General features: G+C 70.7%; 17 protein-coding genes and 1 riboswitch. Of the genes, 3 read left to right on the top strand and 14 right to left on the bottom strand.

The genetic code is table 11. The features are described from left to right. Positions 1–176: 176 nt before the first annotated feature. Entirely contained in the window at positions 177–2,876 is a 2,700-nt protein-coding gene (metH, locus tag QM782_RS06950) for a methionine synthase (protein WP_415205605.1), read from the bottom strand. A gap of 86 nt (positions 2,877–2,962) precedes the next feature. Then, positions 2,963–3,044: riboswitch (S-adenosyl-L-homocysteine riboswitch) on the bottom strand. Between the two features lie 54 nt (positions 3,045–3,098). Continuing rightward, positions 3,099–3,794: a GntR family transcriptional regulator gene (locus QM782_RS06955; protein WP_415202185.1), complete on the bottom strand. Its 696-nt coding sequence runs from the start codon at positions 3,792–3,794 to the stop codon at positions 3,099–3,101. Positions 3,795–3,873: 79 nt separating this feature from the next. On the opposite strand from QM782_RS06955, the gene araD reads away from it, so the two are divergent. The 3 genes from araD to QM782_RS06970 are packed head-to-tail and all read left to right on the top strand — an operon-like array spanning position 3,874 to position 7,319. Next, a complete protein-coding gene (gene araD, locus QM782_RS06960) occupies positions 3,874–5,604 on the top strand; it encodes an L-arabinonate dehydratase (RefSeq protein WP_415202186.1) in 1,731 nt (576 codons plus the stop codon). Between the two features lie 13 nt (positions 5,605–5,617). Then, positions 5,618–6,328 (top strand): ribonuclease activity regulator RraA, encoded by a 711-nt coding sequence (locus tag QM782_RS06965; RefSeq protein ID WP_415202187.1) that lies wholly within the window; start codon positions 5,618–5,620, stop codon positions 6,326–6,328. Positions 6,329–6,353: 25 nt separating this feature from the next. Next, entirely contained in the window at positions 6,354–7,319 is a 966-nt protein-coding gene (locus QM782_RS06970; protein WP_415202188.1) for a tripartite tricarboxylate transporter substrate binding protein, read from the top strand. Positions 7,320–7,328: 9 nt separating this feature from the next. Here the strand turns inward: QM782_RS06970 and QM782_RS06975 are convergent, their stop codons facing one another. The 12 genes from QM782_RS06975 to QM782_RS07030 form a co-directional block, all read right to left on the bottom strand. Beyond that, positions 7,329–7,589: a hypothetical protein gene (locus tag QM782_RS06975; RefSeq protein ID WP_415202189.1), complete on the bottom strand. Its 261-nt coding sequence runs from the start codon at positions 7,587–7,589 to the stop codon at positions 7,329–7,331. Between the two features lie 45 nt (positions 7,590–7,634). Continuing rightward, positions 7,635–8,006 (bottom strand): hypothetical protein, encoded by a 372-nt coding sequence (locus QM782_RS06980; RefSeq protein ID WP_415202190.1) that lies wholly within the window; start codon positions 8,004–8,006, stop codon positions 7,635–7,637. 81 nt (positions 8,007–8,087) lie between these two features. Then, positions 8,088–8,972 carry an alpha/beta hydrolase gene (locus tag QM782_RS06985; RefSeq protein WP_415202191.1) on the bottom strand — a complete coding sequence of 295 codons (885 nt, stop codon included), beginning with the start codon at positions 8,970–8,972 and terminating at the stop codon, positions 8,088–8,090. A 2-nt stretch (positions 8,973–8,974) separates the two neighbouring features. Continuing rightward, the gene (locus QM782_RS06990) at positions 8,975–9,367 is read right to left on the bottom strand and encodes a RidA family protein (RefSeq protein WP_415202192.1); all 393 of its coding nucleotides are present in this window, start codon (positions 9,365–9,367) and stop codon (positions 8,975–8,977) included. 37 nt (positions 9,368–9,404) lie between these two features. Then, entirely contained in the window at positions 9,405–9,821 is a 417-nt protein-coding gene (locus tag QM782_RS06995; protein WP_415202193.1) for an acyl-CoA thioesterase, read from the bottom strand. Further along, positions 9,821–10,531, bottom strand: a complete 711-nt coding sequence (locus QM782_RS07000; protein ID WP_415202194.1) for an ABC transporter ATP-binding protein — start codon at positions 10,529–10,531, stop codon at positions 9,821–9,823. The genes QM782_RS06995 and QM782_RS07000 overlap by 1 nt, the downstream gene beginning before the upstream one ends. Next, positions 10,528–11,289 (bottom strand): ABC transporter ATP-binding protein, encoded by a 762-nt coding sequence (locus QM782_RS07005; protein ID WP_415202195.1) that lies wholly within the window; start codon positions 11,287–11,289, stop codon positions 10,528–10,530. The genes QM782_RS07000 and QM782_RS07005 overlap by 4 nt, the downstream gene beginning before the upstream one ends. Beyond that, positions 11,286–12,257 (bottom strand): branched-chain amino acid ABC transporter permease, encoded by a 972-nt coding sequence (locus QM782_RS07010; RefSeq protein ID WP_415202196.1) that lies wholly within the window; start codon positions 12,255–12,257, stop codon positions 11,286–11,288. The genes QM782_RS07005 and QM782_RS07010 overlap by 4 nt, the downstream gene beginning before the upstream one ends. Before the next feature lie 11 nt (positions 12,258–12,268). After that, entirely contained in the window at positions 12,269–13,189 is a 921-nt protein-coding gene (locus tag QM782_RS07015) for a branched-chain amino acid ABC transporter permease (RefSeq protein ID WP_415202197.1), read from the bottom strand. A 22-nt stretch (positions 13,190–13,211) separates the two neighbouring features. After that, positions 13,212–14,390, bottom strand: coding sequence for an ABC transporter substrate-binding protein (locus tag QM782_RS07020; RefSeq protein WP_415202198.1), 1,179 nt, complete (start codon positions 14,388–14,390; stop codon positions 13,212–13,214). Between the two features lie 33 nt (positions 14,391–14,423). After that, the gene (locus QM782_RS07025; protein WP_415202199.1) at positions 14,424–16,034 is read right to left on the bottom strand and encodes an AMP-binding protein; all 1,611 of its coding nucleotides are present in this window, start codon (positions 16,032–16,034) and stop codon (positions 14,424–14,426) included. Positions 16,035–16,054: 20 nt separating this feature from the next. After that, positions 16,055–17,206: an acyl-CoA dehydrogenase family protein gene (locus QM782_RS07030; protein WP_415202200.1), complete on the bottom strand. Its 1,152-nt coding sequence runs from the start codon at positions 17,204–17,206 to the stop codon at positions 16,055–16,057. Between the last annotated feature and the right edge of the window lies 1 nt (position 17,207).

A 17,207-nucleotide genomic window follows, 5' to 3' on the forward strand; every position in this document is an offset into this window, starting at 1 on the left:
TGCAAACACCCCGTATCGTGAAATTTTTGGTTGCGCCGCCGTGAATCCGCCCAGGTCGGCGCAGCACCGCGCCTGCACGAACCGCGCAAAGTCAGGGCGATGAACGGCCGGCGCGCAGCCCAAGGCGCCGGCCGAAACGACGTGTCATCGGGGAAGCGGGCGGCTCGCCCGCCGGCCTACAGCTGCGGCGACAGTGCGCGCTCGAGCTCGGCCACGGCCACGCCGCGGCGGCGCGCCAGGTCTTCCAGCTGGTCGGGGCCGATCCGGCCGACGTTGAAGTAGGTGCTGTCGGGATGGCCGATGTAGAAGCCGCTGACGCTGGCCGCGGGCGTCATGGCCAGGCTTTCGGTCAGGCCCATGCCGATGTCCTCGCACTGCAGCAGCGCGAACATCTCGCGCTTGACGCTGTGCTCGGGGCAGGCCGGGTAGCCCGGCGCGGGGCGAATGCCGCGGTACTGCTCGCGCACCAGGGCCTCGTTGTCCAGCGACTCGTCCGCCGCATAGCCCCACAGGTCGGTGCGCACGCGCTGGTGCAGGCACTCGGCGAAGGCCTCGGCCAGCCGGTCGGCGAGCGCCTTGAACAGGATGGCGGAGTAGTCGTCCAGGTCCGCGGCGAAGCGCCGCTCGCGCGCCTCGGCGCCGATGCCGGCGGTGACCGCGAACAGGCCGGCGTAGTCGGCCACGCCGCTGCCGGCCGGCGCCACGAAGTCCGCCAGGCAGCGGCTCGGCCGCATCACGCCGTCCACCGCCGTCTTCTCGGTCTGCTGGCGCAGGCCGTGCCAGGTCAGCACGCGCTCGCGGCGTGATTCGTCGGCGTAGAACGCGATGTCGTCCTCGTCCACGCAGGCGGCCGGGTACAGCGCGACCACGCCGTTGGCCGTGAGCCAGCGGCCCTCGATGATCCGCTGCAGCATGCGCTTGCCGTCGCTGAACACGCGCTGGGCCTCGGTGCCGACGATCTCGTCCTTCAGGATTTGCGGGAACGGGCCGGCCAGGTCCCAGGTCTGGAAGAACGGGCCCCAGTCGATGTACCTGGCGAGCTCCGCGAGGTCGAAGTTCCTGAACATGCGGCGGCCGATGAACTTCGGCTTCGTCGGCCGGTAGGCGGCCCAGTCGATCGGCGTCCTGTTCGCGCGCGCCTTGGCCAGCGGCCACAGCGGCGCCTGCTTCCGGTTGGCGTGCTGCCGGCGCACCTTCTCGTAGTCGGCGTTCAGCTCGGCGATGTAGCCGGCGGCCTGCTCGGACAGCAGGCTCTGCGCCACGCCCACGCTGCGCGAGGCGTCCGGCACGTAGACCACCGGCCCCTCGTAGTGCGGCGCGATCTTGACGGCCGTGTGCACGCGGCTGGTGGTGGCGCCGCCGATCAGCAACGGGATCTTGCGCAGGCGGAAATGCTCGTCCTTCTGCATCTCGCCGGCCACGATCTGCATTTCCTCCAGGCTGGGCGTGATCAGGCCCGACAGGCCCACGATGTCCGCGCCCTCGACCTTGGCGCGGGCCAGGATCTCGTGGCACGGGACCATCACGCCCATGTTCACGACCTCGAAGTTGTTGCACTGCAGCACGACGGTGACGATGTTCTTGCCGATGTCGTGCACGTCGCCCTTCACGGTGGCGATTACGATCTTGCCCTTGGAGCGCACGTCGCGACCGGCCGCCTCGTCGCGCTTCTTCTCCTCCTCGATGTAGGGGATCAGGTGGGCCACGGCCTGCTTCATCACGCGGGCGGACTTGACCACCTGCGGCAGGAACATCTTGCCGGAGCCGAACAGGTCGCCGACGATGTTCATGCCGTCCATCAGCGGGCCTTCGATCACGTGCAGCGGGCGGCCGCCCCGGGCCAGCACCTCCTGATAGGCCTCCTCGGTGTCCTGGACGATGAAGTCCGTGATGCCGTGCACCAGCGCGTGCGACAGGCGCTCGCGCACGCTGCCAGCGCGCCATTCGAGCTTGCGGCCGTCGTCCTTGGCGGCGCCCTTGGCGCTCTCGGCGATCTCGACCAGGCGCTCGCCGGCGTCGGGCCGGCGGTTCAGCACCACGTCTTCCACGCGCTCGCGCAGCTGCGGCTCCAGGTCATCGTAGACGCCGACCATGCCGGCGTTGACGATGCCCATGTCCATGCCGGCCTGGATCGCGTGGTACAGGAACACGGTGTGGATGGCCTCGCGCACCGGGTCGTTGCCGCGGAAGCTGAAGCTGACGTTGGACACGCCGCCGGAGACCTTGGCGCCGGGCAGGTTCTGCTTGATCCAGCGCACGGCCTCGATGAAGTCGACCGCGTAGTTGTTGTGCTCCTCGATGCCGGTGGCGACGGCGAAGATGTTCGGATCGAAGATGATGTCCTCGGGCGGGAACCCCACCTCGTCGACCAGGATGCGGTAGGCGCGCGCGCAGATCTCGGTCTTGCGCGCGAAGGTGTCGGCCTGGCCGACCTCGTCGAAGGCCATCACCACGGCCGCCGCGCCGTAGCGCCGCACCAGCCGCGCCTGGCGCTTGAACTCCTCCACGCCTTCCTTCATCGAGATCGAGTTCACGATGCCCTTGCCCTGCAGGCAGCGCAGGCCGGCCTCGATGACCTCCCACTTGGAGCTGTCCACCATGACGGGCACGCGCGCGATGTCGGGCTCGCCGGCGATCAGGTTCAGGAAGCGCACCATCGCGGCCTTGCTGTCCAGCATGGCCTCGTCCATGTTCACGTCGATGATCTGGGCGCCGTTCTCGACCTGCTGGCGCGCGACGGCCAGCGCGTCCTCGAACGCGCCGTTCAGGATCATGCGCGCGAAGGCCTTGGAGCCGGTCACGTTGGTGCGCTCGCCGACGTTCACGAACAGCGTGCCGGCGCCGATGGACACCGGCTCCAGGCCGGACAGGCGCATCGGCGGCGGCGCGCCGGCGTCGGTGGCGGAAGAGGAAGCAGCGGAATCGGGCGTCGTCATGGTCTCACCTGGGCATCCATCGAAGGGGCCGGTGAGCGTCGTTGCGGATGCGGTCCCAAGCCTGACGGGCCGCCTCGCATCCGGCCCGCTGCAACGCTCCTTGGGAAGGCGCGATTGTAGGCCGCCCGTCCGCGGTCATGCCGACGCCGGCCGCGGAAGCGCTCAGCCCCCGTCCACCACGTAGTCCGGGTACTGCCGCCGGATCGCCTCCACCGACGACAGCGTGCCCGACAGGTGGCGGCGCAGCGCCTCCTGCGCGGCCTGCGGGTCGCCGGCGGCGATGGCGTCGGCGATGGCGCGGTGGTCGCGCAGGATCGAGGCCGTCTTGCCGGCCGTGGGCAGGTGCAGCCGGCGCAGCCGGTCCACGTGGCCCGAGACGCGGGCGACCAGGCCGTGCAGCGCCGGCATGCCGCCGGCCTCGTACAGCAGCTGGTGGAAACGCCGGTCGGCGCCGACGAACTCGCCGTAGTGCTGGGCCTCGGCCAGCGCCTGCTGCAGCGCGATCTGCCCGCGCAGCGCGTCCACCAGGCCGGCCGGCGTCTGCAGCGCCAGTTCGCGCACCAGCTCCAGCTCGATCGAGCGCCGCAGGAAATGCGCCTGGCGCGCGGCTGTGAGGTCGATGCGGCTGACCAGCGTGGCGTGCTGCGGGAACACGTCGACCAGCCCCTCCTCGTGCAGCCGCAGCAGCGCCTCGCGCACCGGCGTCTGGCTCACGCCGAAATGCGCCGCCAGCTCGGCCCGCGCCAGCGCCGCGCCGGGCGCCAGCTCCAGCGACACGATGGCCTCGCGCAGGGTCTCCAGCACCTGCGGCGTGGCCAGGCGGGTGCGGTCCAGGCGGAACTTGGGCAGCGCGTTCATCGGTTGGATTTTCCCATTGACGTACTAATATATTAGTGTTTCAATCCGCCGCACAAGACCTTCCCCCGAGGAGACTCCCATGACGAAACGCGCCTACGCGACGCTGCGCAGCGCCCGCTGGCTCGCCCCCGACGACTTCCGCTCCTTCGGCCACCGCTCGCGCGTGCTGCAGATGGGCTACGACTACGCCGACTGGCAGGGCAAGCCCGTCATCGCCATCGTCAACACCTGGAGCGATGCGAACCAGTGCCACACGCACTTCAAGCAGCGCGTGGAGGACGTCAAGCGCGGCATCTTCCAGGCCGGCGGCTTTCCGCTGGAGCTGCCGGCGATCAGCCTGTCGGAAAGCATGGTCAAGCCCACCACCATGCTGTACCGCAACTTCCTGGCGATGGAAACCGAGGAGCTGCTGCGCAGCCACCCGGTGGACGGCGCCGTGCTGATGGGCGGCTGCGACAAGACCACGCCGGGCCTGACCATGGGCGCGCTGAGCATGGGCATCCCCTTCGTCTACCTGCCGGCCGGCCCGATGCTGCGCGGCAACTGGAAGGGAAAGGTGCTGGGCTCGGGCTCGGACGCCTTCAAGTACTGGGACGAGCGCCGCGCCGGCCGCCTGCCGGACCAGGCCTGGAAGGAGATGGAGGCCGGCATCGCGCGCAGCCACGGCACCTGCATGACCATGGGCACGGCCGCCACGATGATGGGCATCGCCGAGGCCGTGGGCCTGACGCTGCCGGGCGCCAGCAGCATCCCGGCGGCCGACGCCAACCACGTGCGCATGAGCGCCGAATGCGGCCGGCGCATCGTCGAGATGGTCTGGGAGGACTTCACGCCCGCCCGGATGCTGACGCGCGCGAACTTCGAGAACGGCATCGCCTGCGCGATGGCCATGGGCTGCTCGACCAACGCCATCATCCACCTGATCGCGATGTCGCGCCGCGCCGGCCACCCCGTCGGCCTGGACGACTTCGACGCCTTCAGCCGCCGCGTGCCGGTGATCGCCAACATCCGGCCCAGCGGCGACGCCTACCTGATGGAGGACTTCTTCTACGCCGGCGGCCTGCGCGCGATGCTCGAGCGCATCCGCGTGCACCTGCGGCCCGAGGCACTGACCGTCAACGGCCGGACCCTGGGCGAGAACATCGCCGGCGCCGAGGTCTACCACGACGACGTGATCCGCCCGCTGGACAACCCGATCTACGCCGAGGGCGCGCTGGCGGTGCTGCGCGGCAACCTGGCGCCGGACGGCGTGGTCATCAAGCCCAGCGCGGTGGCGCCGCACCTGCTGCGCCACACCGGCCGCGCGCTGGTGTTCGACGACTACCCGGCGCTGAAGAAGGCCGTGGACGACCCGGACCTCGACGTGACCGGCGCGGACATCCTGGTGCTGCGCAACGCCGGCCCGCGCGGCGCCGGCATGCCCGAGTGGGGCATGCTGCCGATCCCGACCAAGCTGCTCAAGCAGGGCGTGAAGGACATGCTGCGCCTGTCGGACGCGCGCATGAGCGGCACCAGCTACGGCGGCTGCCTGCTGCACTGCTCGCCCGAATCGGCCATCGGCGGCCCGCTGGCGCTGGTGCGCACCGGCGACCGCATCACCGTGGACGTGCCGGCCCGCACGATCCACCTGGAGATCGGCGAGGAGGAGCTCGCCGCGCGCCGCGCCGCCTGGACGCCGCCGCCACCGCGCTACGAGCGCGGCTACGGCTGGATGTTCGGGCGCCACATCAAGCAGGCCGACGAGGGCTGCGACTTCGACTTCCTGGAAACCACCTTCGGCCAGCCCGTGCCGGAGCCCGACATCTTCTGACCTGGAGACATCCATGACCCCCGAGACCCGCGACCGGCTGACGAAGGTCAGCACCGCCACGCTGTGCACCGCGCTGTTCAAGCGCGGCCTGCGCCACCAGATGATCCAGGGCGTGCTGCCGCTGAACCCCGGCCTGCCGAACATGGTGGGCGAGGCCTTCACGCTGCGCTACATGCCGGCGCGCGAGGACCGCAACGGCATCGAGGTGTTCCAGAACCGCGCGCACCCGCAGCGCAAGGCGGTGGAGGAATGCCCGCCCGGCGCGGTGATGGTGATCGACAGCCGCAAGGACGCGCGCGCGGCCTCGGCCGGCGGCATCCTGGTGGCGCGGCTGATGCAGCGCGGCGTGGCCGGCGTGGTGACCGACGGCGGCTTCCGCGACAGCCCGGACATCGCCCGGTACGCGATGCCGGCCTACCACAGCCGCCCCAGCGCGCCGACCAACCTGACGCTGCACGAGGCGATCGAGATCAACGGCCCGATCGGCTGCGGCGACGCGCCGGTGTTCCCGGGCGACGTGGTCGTCGGCGATGCCGAGGGCGTGGTCGTGATCCCGGCGCACCTAGCCGAGGAGATCGCCGCCGAAGCCACCGAGATGACGGTGTTCGAGGACTTCGTGCAGGAAAAGGTCCTGGAAGGCCGCTCCATCCTCGGCCTGTACCCGCCCACCGACGAACACAGCCGCACCGACTTCGCCGCCTGGCGCACGGCCCGCGGGCGCTGATCCCCCCAAAAAACGAGGAGACGACATGCAACGACGCACCTTCGCACGGGCTGCCGCCGCGCTGGCCCTGGCCGCCGCACCGGCCTTCGCGCAGAACTTCCCCAGCAAGCCCATCACCATCGTCGTGCCGGCCTCGCCCGGCGGCGCGATCGACCTGGCGGCGCGGCTGATCGGCCAGAAGTACACCGAGGCCTGGGGCCAGCCCGTGGTCGTGGACAACAAGACCGGCGCCACCGGCGTGATCGGCACCGAGTTCGTGGCCAAGAGCGCGCCGGACGGCCACACGCTGGCGCTGGTGGCCAGCAGCCATGCGATCAACCCCAGCATGTTCAAGAAGCTGCCGTTCGACACGCTCAAGAGCTTCGAGCCGGTGGTGCAGACGCACACGGTGCCGCTGGTGCTGGTGGTCGCGCCCGACGCGCCGTTCAAGAGCGTGCAGGACGTCGTCGCCTTCGGCAAGGCACACCCGGGCCAGCTCAGCTTCGCGTCCAGCGGCAACGGCGGCGCGCCGCATTTCTCCGGCGAGCTGTTCAAGAGCATGACCGGGCTGGACATGCAGCACATCCCCTACAAGGGCAGCACGCTGGCGCACCCGGACCTGATGAGCGGGCGCGTGTCGATCATGTTCGACACGCTGGCCGCGACCAGCGCCCACATCAAGGGCGGCAAGCTGCGCGCGCTGGCCGTGACCACGCCGCAGCGCCTGGCGGCGCTGCCGGACGTGCCCACGGTGGCCGAGTCCGGCCTGCCCGGCTACGAGACCAGCACCTGGGGCGGCCTGCTGGCCCCGGCCGGCACGCCCGCGCCGGTGGTCGCCAAGCTGGCGGCCGAGACCACGCGCATCCTGGCCCTGCCCGACGTGCGCGAGCGCATGCTGGCCGCCGGCGTGGAACCGGTCGGCGGCACGCCGGCGCAGTTCTCCGCCTTCATCCAGAGCGAAATGGTCAAGTGGGGCAAGGTGGCGAAGGCGGCGGGGATCCAGCCGGAGTAAGCGGAGTCGTCAACGCGCTCCGCCGCGCCGCGGCCGTGCACGCGGCCGCTCGGCCACGGCCAGCGCGGCCACCGCCCACAGCGCCGCCATGCCGGGCTCCGGCACGGCCTGCACGGCCCGGGTGCTGCCCAGTACCGTGTCGGTGAAGGGCGAGGACGCGTTGTCGGACAGCCGGGACGGCACGTAGCCGTAGACGTCCATCAGGCCGTCGTCGCCGCCGAGCAGGGCGAGGTCGCAGCCGTACTGCACCCATTCCGGGCCGGACTGCACCGGCGCGCTGCCGACAGCCTGCCAGCCGGGGCCCGACGTCCTGCATCAGGCAGGCGACGCTGCCGTCGGCGAGCGCGGTCGCGATGTAGCGATGTAGTGGTCCACGCCCAGCAGGCCGCGCGAGGCGTCGCCGGTGGCGAGGCCCCGGTCGGTGTCGAGCTCGAACCCCATGCGCACCGAGGACGGCGCCATGGTCCCGGCGTAGAAGGCCATGCGGAACAGGACCTGGCCGCCCTCGACCGTCACGCGCAGCCGCGCGATGTCCGAGGTCTTGGACGGCGCCAGGTAGTCCCCGTCGCCCTGCGGATCGGCCAGGTCGGCCGCGTACCGCGGCGCGGCGCCGGCCGCGGCGGCCAGCAGGCCGGCAGCGCGGCGCCCAGCAGGCCGGCCATGGGTGGTGCGCGCAATCCCGGTCATCGTGTTTTCTCCTGCCGGGCACGGCGGCGCCCGCGCGCCGCCACCGTGGCGCCGCACGGACGCACCTTCCAGTGACCGCGGTCACGGCGACGGCGGCGGTACGCCTGCGGCCATGCGCTGCAGCGCCGCGCACAGCGCGCTGCCGGGCTGCTCGAAGCCTTCGATCGCCTGGAAATGGTCCGCCCCCGGCAGCGCCAGCAGCTCGCCGCGGTTGCCGGCCTTCCGCCAGGCATCGTGGAAACCCTGCGACTGCCGGGCGAAGGCGTCCTGCTCGGCCCCGCCCCAGGCCAGCAGCAGCGGCGTCGCGCAGGGCCGCACCTGCCGCAGCGGCGAGCAGCGCTGCACGCAGCCTTCGTCGAGCTGGATCGCCGGCTGCAGGTAGCTGTAGCGCAGCGGCGCGATGTCGTACACGCCGCTGACCAGCACGGCGCCGGCGAACGGGTCGTCGGGCAGGCCGTAGTCCTCGCGCCAGCGCGTGGCCAGCAGCATCGCGCCCAGCTGGCCGCCGGCGGAATGGCCGCCGATCACGATGCGGCGCGGGTCGCCGCCGTGGCCGGCGATGTGGCGCAGGGTCCAGGCGGCCGCGGCGCGCACCTGGCGCACGACTTCGTCCAGCGTGACGGACGGGCACAGCGCGTGGTCCACCAGCACGGTGGTGCAGCCCAGCGCGTACGGGCCCAGGGCCACGCCGTGGAAGTCGCGCGCGGCGCGGGCGCGCCAGTAGCCGCCGTGGAGGAAGAGGAACACCGGCGCGCCGGGCTGCGCGGCCGGAAAGATGTCCAGCGTCTCGGCGAGCGTGGGGCCGTAGGGCACGCCCAGGCGGTGCGGCAGCAGGCGCCGGGCCTCCGCGCTGCGCTCGGCGAAATGCCGGTTCGCGGCGGCCGCGTCGGCGGCGCGGACCAGCGGGTCGTAGGCCTCGTCGATGTCCTGCTGGCGCGCGTAGCCGTGGGGCAGTGCCAGGGCCATGCTCAGTCCGGGACCACCGCCGTCACTTCGATCTCGACCTTGGCGCGGTCCTCGACCAGCGCCGACACCTCCACCGCCGTCATCGCGGCGTTGAAGCTGCCGATCAGCTCGCGGAAGGCCTTGCCGATCTCGGGATAGGCTGCCACGTACTCGCGCTTGTCGGTCACGTACCAGGTCATGCGCACGATGTGCTCGGGCTTGGCGCCGCCGGCTTGCAGCACCTCGACGATGTTCTGCAGCGCCTGGCGCACCTGGCCGCCCAGGTCGTCGGTGTGGAACTGGCCCTGGGCGTCCCAGCCGATCATGCCGGCCACGAACACCATGCGGCCGCGCGCGGTGACGCCGTTGGCATAGCCCTTGGGGCGCGGCCAGCCGGGAGGAAGAAGAACTTGCATGGATGTCTCCTATGGGTGCGGAAGAACGAAAACGGATTCAGGCGGGCAGCGCGGCCCGCACGTCGGCCGGGATGTCGATGGCGCGGTGCGTGTCCAGGTCGGTGAACACCAGCACCTGGCGCGCGGCCACGCGCTGCGCGTCGCCGAGCCGGGCGTCGAGCGCCAGCGCCAGCGACTTGCCGCCGGCGCGCTCGACCGCCAGGCCGAAGCGCACCACCTCGCCCATGCGGCTGATGGCGCGGAAGTCGCACTCCAGCCGCACGATGGGCAGGCCGATGCGGCGCGGGCCCAGCATCCCGGCGTAGGACACGCTCAGGCCCTCGTTGAACCAGTCCTCGACGAGGTGGTTGAACAGCACCAGGTACTGCGGGTAGAAAACGATGCCCGCCGGGTCGCAGTGCGAAAACCGGATCAGGTAGTCGCGCTCGAAGCGCGCGGGCGCGGCGCTGGACATCACACGCCGATGTAGCGGTGCCACAGCGATGGGTCGGCCGCCAATTGCGTCGACTCGCCCTGCCAGACGACCTTGCCGCGCTCGATGATGGTGTGCCGGTCGGCCAGGCGGACCAGGCGCTTGACGTACTTGTCAATCACCAGGATGGTCTGGCCCTGCGCGCGCAGGTGGTCCAGGCAGCGCCAAATCTCCTCGCGGATCAGCGGCGCCAGGCCTTCGGTGGCCTCGTCCAGGATCAGCAGGTGCGGGTTGGTCATCAGCGCGCGGCCAATCGCCAGCATCTGCTGCTCGCCGCCCGAGAGCTGGTTGCCCATGTTGGCCGCGCGCTCCGCGAGCCGCGGGAACAGCGCGACCACGCGGTCCAGCGTCCACGGGTCGGCACTCGCGTTGCGCCGCGCCGCGAAGGCCAGCAGGTTCTCCTTGACCGACAGGTTCGGGAAGATCTGCCGCCCCTCGGGCACCACGGCCAGGCCCATGCGGGCGATGCGGTCGGGCGCCAGCGCCTCGATGCGTTCGCCGCGGAAGCGCACCGTGCCCGAGCGCGCCCGCGTCAGGCCCAGCAGGGAGCGCACGGTGGTGGTCTTGCCCATGCCGTTGCGGCCCAGCAGCGTGGCCACCTCGCCCTGGCGGATGGACAAGCCCACACCGAACAGCACCTGGCTGGCGCCGTAGGCCGTCTCCAGGCCTTCGATTTCCAAGAGCGCGCTCATACCGCGGCCTCCTCCAGCTCGTCCCCGAGGTAGGCCCGCTTGACGTCCGGGTTCTCGCGGATCTGGTCCGGCGTGCCGGTGGCGATGACCTTGCCGAACACCAGCGTGGAGATGCGGTCGGCCAGCCGGAACACGGCGTCCATGTCGTGCTCCACCAGCAGCATCGTCACCTCGCCGCGCAGGCTTTGCAGCAGCGCGACCATGCGCTCGGATTCGTCGGGGCCCATGCCGGCCATGGGCTCGTCCAGCAGCAGCAGCTTGGGATTCAGCGCCAGCGCCAGGCCCACTTCCAGCTGGCGCTGCTCGCCGTGCGAGAGCGCGCCGGCGATGCGGCCCAGGTGCGGGTCCAGCCCCACGCGGGCGGCCACCGCCGCAGCGGCCTCGTAGCGCGCGCGCTCGGCGCGCGCCGGCCGCCAGAAGCGCAGGCTGCTGCCATCACGCGCCTGCACCGCCAGCGCCAGGTTGTCCAGCACCGACAGGCGCTTGAACACGCTGGTGATCTGGTAGGAACGCACCAGGCCCAGGTGCACGCGCGCGTGGATCGGCACCGCCGTCACCTCGCGCCCGTCGAAATGGATGCTGCCGCTGGTGGGCGCCAGCGCGCCGGACAATTGGTGGATCAGCGTGGTCTTGCCCGCGCCGTTGGGGCCGATCAGCGCGTGCAGCTCGCCCGCGCGCACGGACAGGCTGGCGTGGTCGGTGGCGACCAGCCCGCCGAAGCGCTTGACCAGGCGCTCGGTGCGCAGGATCTTGGTCATGCTTTCCTCCGCACCAGGCTCATGAGCCCGTTAGGCGCCAGCAGCACCACGGCCAGCAGCACGGCGCCCAGGCCGAACTGCCAGTGGATGGTGTAGCCCACCAGCACCTCCTCGATCAACAGGAACACCGCGGCGCCGACCAGCCCGCCGTACAGGTGGCCCACGCCGCCCAGGATGACCATGATCATCAGCATGCCGGACTGGCTCCACTGCAGCAGCGAGGGGCTCACGAAGCTGGCCTGGTTGGCCAGCAGCGCGCCGGCCAGGCCGCCGATGGCGCCGGCCAGCGTGAAGGCGATCAGCTTGGTGCGGTAGACCGCGAAGCCCAGTGCCGCCATGCGCGTCTCGTTCTCGCGGATGCCCTGCAGCACGTGGCCGAAGCGGGCATTCAGCAGCCGCGCGATGCCGACGAACACCAGCACGCCGAGCGCCAGCACCACGTAGTAGAACTGGGCATCGTCCGCCAGGTCCAGGCCCAGGCCGAGCTGCGAGCGGGCCGCCAGGGACAACCCGTCATCACCGCCATAACTCTTGAGCGAGACCATCAAGTAGAACAGCATCTGCGCGAAGGCCAGCGTGATCATGATGAAGTACACGCCCTGCGTGCGCAGGCTGACCAGCCCGATCACGAACGCGAACAGGCCGCCGACGACCACCGCGGCCGGCCAGGCGACCCAGGCCGAGGCCACGCCCCCCTGCATGAGGATACCCACGGTGTAGGCGCCCATGCCGACGAAGGCCGCGTGGCCGAAGCTGACCATGCCGCCGAAGCCCAGGATCAGGTTCAGGCTGGTGGCCGCCAGCGCGAAGATCAGGATGCGGCTGGCCACGCCGATGTAGAAGCCCTCGTCCAGCGCGTTGGCGATGGTGGGCAGCATGGCCAGCAGCACCAGCAGCGGCACAGCGATGCGCGGGCGCAGCGCGTGGTCCAGGATGCTGGGGGCGGTGTTGCGAGACAGGTCCGTCATGCCGGCGTCCTTCAGCCGTGGGCGGGGAACAGGCCCCGGGGTTTCCAGAACAGCACGGCGGCCATCAGCACGTAGATCAGGATCGAGGCGACCGCGGGGCCCGCGTTGGACGCAGCGTCCGGCCCCATCAGCGTGCCGAACAGCATGGGCACCAGCGTACGCCCGGCCGTGTCGACCAGGCCCACCAGCAGCGCGCCGAGCAGCGCACCGCGGATGGAGCCGATGCCGCCGATCACGATGACCACGAAGGCCAGGATCAGGATGCTCTCGCCCATGCCGACCTGCACCGCCAGCAGCGGGCCCAGCATGCCGCCGGCGATCGCGCACAGCGCCGCGCCGAACGCGAACAGCGCCGTGAACAGCCGCCGCACGTTGGTGCCCATTGCCTGGGCCATCTCACGGTTCGACGCGCCGGCGCGCACCTGCATGCCGACCCGCGTGCGCGTGACCAGCACGTACAGCAGCAGCGCCACGGCCAGGCCCACGCCGATGATGAACAGCCGGTAGGCCGGGTAGCTGAAGCCCGGCAGCAGTTGCACCGGGCCGGCCAGCGCATCCGGCGGGCTCAGCGGGATGGGCTGCGCGCCCCAGACCATGCGCACCACCTCGTTGGCCATCAGCAGGATGGCGAAGGTGCCCAGCACCTGGGACAGGTGGTCGCGCTGGTACAGCCGCCGCAGGACGGTGAACTCCAGCAGCACGCCCACGACCGCCGTGGCCGCCGTGCCGGCCACCAGGCCGACCCAGAACGAGCCGGAGGTGCCGGCGATGGTGGCGATCAGGTAGGCACCGACCATGTATAGCGAACCATGGGCCAGGTTGATCATGTCCATGATGCCGAACACCAGTGTCAACCCGGCGGCCAGCAGGAACAGCATCAAGCCGAACTGCAGGCCGTTGAGCAGTTGCTCCAGAACGAGGATGCCGTTCATGCGTCTTGGTCCCGACCCCGGATCAGGAAGGCATCTTGCATTCGCCGACGTAGGCGTCGGCATGGTTTTCGAACACGCGGCCGACCGTCTTGTTGGTCACACGGCCCTGGGCGTCCTTGACCACCTCGCGCAGGTAGTAGTTCTGGACTGGGTAGTGGTTGGGGCCGAACTTGAACGTGCCGCGCACGGACTCGAACTTCGCGGCCTCCAGTGCCTTGCGCACGGCGTCCTTGTCCTCGATCCTGCCCTGCACGTCGCGCACGGCGCCGTCGATCAGGCGTGCCGCGTCATAGCCTTGCGCGGCGTACAGCGTGGGCAGCCGACCGTACTCCTTCTGGAAGTCGGCGACGAAACGCTTGTTGGCCGCGTTGTCCATGTCGTGCGCCCACTGCGAACTGTTGAAGATGCCCAGCATCGGGTCGCCCACGGCGCGGATCACGTCCTCGTCGGCCGAGAAGCCCGGCGCGAACAGCTTCATCTCCTTGTTGAGGCCGGCACCGGTGAACTGCTTGATGAAGTTCACGCCCAGGCCGCCGGGCAGGAAGATGAACACCGCGTCGGCGCCGGAGGCGCGGATCTTGGACAGCTCGGCGCCGTAGTCCAGCTGGTTCAGCGGCGTGTAGGTCTCCAACGCCACCTCGCCCTTGTAGAAGCGCTTGAAGCCGGCCAGCGCGTCCTTGCCGGCCGGGTAGTTGGGCGCCAGCAGCGCGACCTTCTTGAAGCCGCGGTCCTGCACGGTCTTGCCCACGGCCTCGTGCATGTTGTCGTTCTGGTAGGAGGCGCTGAAGAAGAACGGGTTGCACTGCGCGCCCGCGTACTGTGAGGGGCCGGCGTTGGCGCTGACGTAGAAGGTTTTGGACTGGAACACCGGCTGGCCCACCGCCAGCATGATGTTGGAGAACACGATGCCAGTCATGAAGTCGACCTTCTCGCGCTTGAGCAGGCGGTCGGCCGTCTGCTTGGCGGCGTCCGGGCTCATCTGGTCGTCGGCCACGATGAGCTCGGCCGGCAAGCCGCCGAGCTTGCCGGCCGCATGCTTGACCGCGAGCTGGAAGCCGTCGCGGATGTCGATGCCCAGGGCGGAGCCGGGGCCGGACAGGGTGCTCAGCAGGCCGACCTTGACCTTGTCGGCCGCCAGCGCCGGCAGGGCCAGCAGGACGGCGGCCGCGACGGCCAGGCGGGCGGGGATGTGCGTGCTCATGGATGCTTTCCTTGGAAGTGGGCAGGAAGGGGCTCAGGCGCCGTGCAGCTTGAAGCGCTGCAGCTTGCCGGTCTGGGTGCGGGGCAACTGGCCGGCAAACGCGATGGCGCGCGGGTACTTGTACGGCGCCACGGTCTGCTTGACGAAGTCCTGCAGCGTCTTGACCATTGTCGCGTCACCGGCATGGCCGGGCTTGAGCACCACGTAGGCCTTGACGATCTGGCCGCGCTCCTCGTCGGGCACGCCGACCACCGCGCATTCGGCCACGGCGGGATGCGCCAGCAGAGCGTCCTCGACTTCCGGCGCGGCGATGTTGTAGCCGGCCGAGATGATCATGTCGTCGGTGCGCGCCTGGTAGTGGAAGTAGCCGTCGGCGTCCATCAGGTAGGCGTCGCCGGTCAGGTTCCAGCCGTCCTTCACGTAGGCCTGCTGGCGCGCGTCGGCCAGGTAGCGGCAGCCGGTGGGGCCCTGCACGGCCAGCTTGCCGATGGTGCCGGGCGGCAGCTCGCGGCCGGCGTCGTCGACCACCTTGGCGCGGTAGCCGGGCACCGGCTTGCCGGTGGCACCGGGGCGGGCCGTGGTCTCGTCGTGCGAAATGAAGATGTGCAGCATCTCGGTGGCGCCGATGCCGTCGATCAGCTCGATGCCGGTGGCCTCCTTCCACAGCGCGCGCGTGGAGGCGGGCAGCACCTCGCCGGCCGAGACGCACTTGCGCAGCGGCGTCGCGCGCAGCAGCGCGCCGTGGGCCGCCAGCTGGCGGTACGAGGTAGGCGCGGTGAACAGCACGCTGGCGCCGAAGTCCTGGATGCCCTGCAGCAGCTGCGGCGGCCCGGCCTTCTCCAGCAGCACGGTGGACGCGCCGACCGCCAGCGGGAAAAGCAGCAGCCCGCCCAGCCCGAAGGTGAAAGCCAGCGGCGGGCTGCCGATGAACACGTCGTCCGGCCGCGGCTTGAGCAGGTGCGGCGGCCAACAGGCGCAGATGGCCATCACGTCGCGGTGGTAGTGCATGGTGGCTTTGGGCACCCCGGTGGTGCCCGAGGTGAAGCCGAAGATGCAGCAGTCGTCCGACACCGTGTCCACGTTGTCGAACCGTGGCGAGGCCTGGGCCATGGCGGCCTCCAAGCCCTCGGGCCCGTCGTCGTGGAAGTAGCGCACCGCGCGCAGCGCGGGCACTTCCTGCACTGTCTGGCGCATTTCCTCGGCTAGCGACGCGTCGCACAGCGCATGCGTGACCTGGCCGATCTCGACGATGGCCTTGAGCTCCTTGGCGCGCAGCAGCGGCATGGTGGCCACGGCGATGCCGCCGGCCTTGATGACGGCGAACCAGCAGGCCGCCATCATGGGATTGTTGGGCGAGCGCAGCAGCACGCGGTTCCCAGGCACCAAGCCCATGTCGTGCGCCAGCACGTTGGCGATGCGGTTGGCCTTGTCCTGCAGGTCGGCGTAGCTCCAGGCCAGGCCCGGCGCGCGGATGCAAGCGCGCGCCCCGCGGCCCTCGCGCACGTGGCGATCCAGCAGCTCGGTCGCGCAGTTCAGCCGCTCGGGAAACTGCAGCTGCGGCAGCTCGAACAGGTACTCGGGCTGCTGGTCTGGCTGCGGCAGGTGGTCGCGCGCGAAGGTGTCGACATGGGCGCTGGCGTGCATGGCGGTTCTCCCCGGCTCGGTCAGGCGCCGGCAGCGCGCAGCAGGTCGCGGCCGATGATGAGCTGCTGCACCTCGGTCGCACCTTCGTAGATGCGCAGCGCGCGGATCTCGCGGTAGAGCTTCTCGACCGGCTGGTTGCTGACCACGCCGAGCCCGCCGAAAATCTGCACCGCCGCGTCGATGACCTGCTGGGCGTTCTCGGTCGCCGTCATCTTGGCCATGGCGGCCTCGCGCGTGACGCCCTTTCCCTGGTCGCGCAGCCAGGCCGCGCGGTAGGTCAGCAGCGCCGCGCTGTCGATGGCCGTGGCCATCTGCGCCAACTTGGCCTGCGTAAGCTGGAAGTCGGCCAGCACGCCCCCGAACATCCGGCGCGAGGTCGCGCGGGCCAGCGCCTCGTCCAGCGCACGGCGCGCAAAGCCCAGAGCGGCCGCGGCCACCGAGGTGCGGAACACGTCCAGCGTGCGCATCGCGACCTTGAAGCCCTCGCCCGGTGCGCCCACGCGCTGACTGGCCGGGATGCGGCAGTTCGTGAAACGAAGGCGCGCCAGCGGATGCGGCGCAATGACCTCGATGCGTTCGGCGATCTCGAAGCCAGGCGTGCCGGCCTCGACGATGAACGCGGAGATGCCACGTGCGCCCGGCGCCTCGCCGGTGCGGGCGAACACCGCGTAGAAGTCGGCGATGCCGCCGTTGGAGATCCAGGTCTTCTCGCCGTCCAACACGTAGTGCTCGCCATCGGCACGGGCAGCGCAGGCCATAGCCGCGACGTCGGAGCCGGCCTCGGGTTCGGACAGCGCGAAGGCGCTGATGGCCTCGCCCTTGGCCACCGGCGCCAGGTAGCGCGTGCGCTGCGCTGGCGTGCCGTGCAGGCTGATGGTGCCGCTGCCCAGGCCCTGCATCGCGAACGCGAAGTCCGCCAGGCCCGAGTGACGCGCCAGCGTCTCGCGGATCAGGCAGATGGCGCGCGTGTCGATGGCCTGCGCCGACTCGCCAACGGCGTGGCGCAGCCAGCCACCTGCGCCCAATAGGCGCACCAGGTTGCGGCATTCGGCGTCCGCATCGGGGCCGTGGTCGTGCGCGATGTGCTCCGTGGCCCAGGCATCCAACGCGCGCGTCAGTTCGGCGTGGCGGGGTTCGAAGAAGGGCCAGTCGAGGTAGGCGGTGTCGGCCATG

It is taken from the genome of Pseudorhodoferax sp., assembly GCF_047601025.1.
In the GTDB taxonomy this organism is placed as follows: Bacteria; Pseudomonadota; Gammaproteobacteria; order Burkholderiales; family Burkholderiaceae_C; genus Pseudorhodoferax.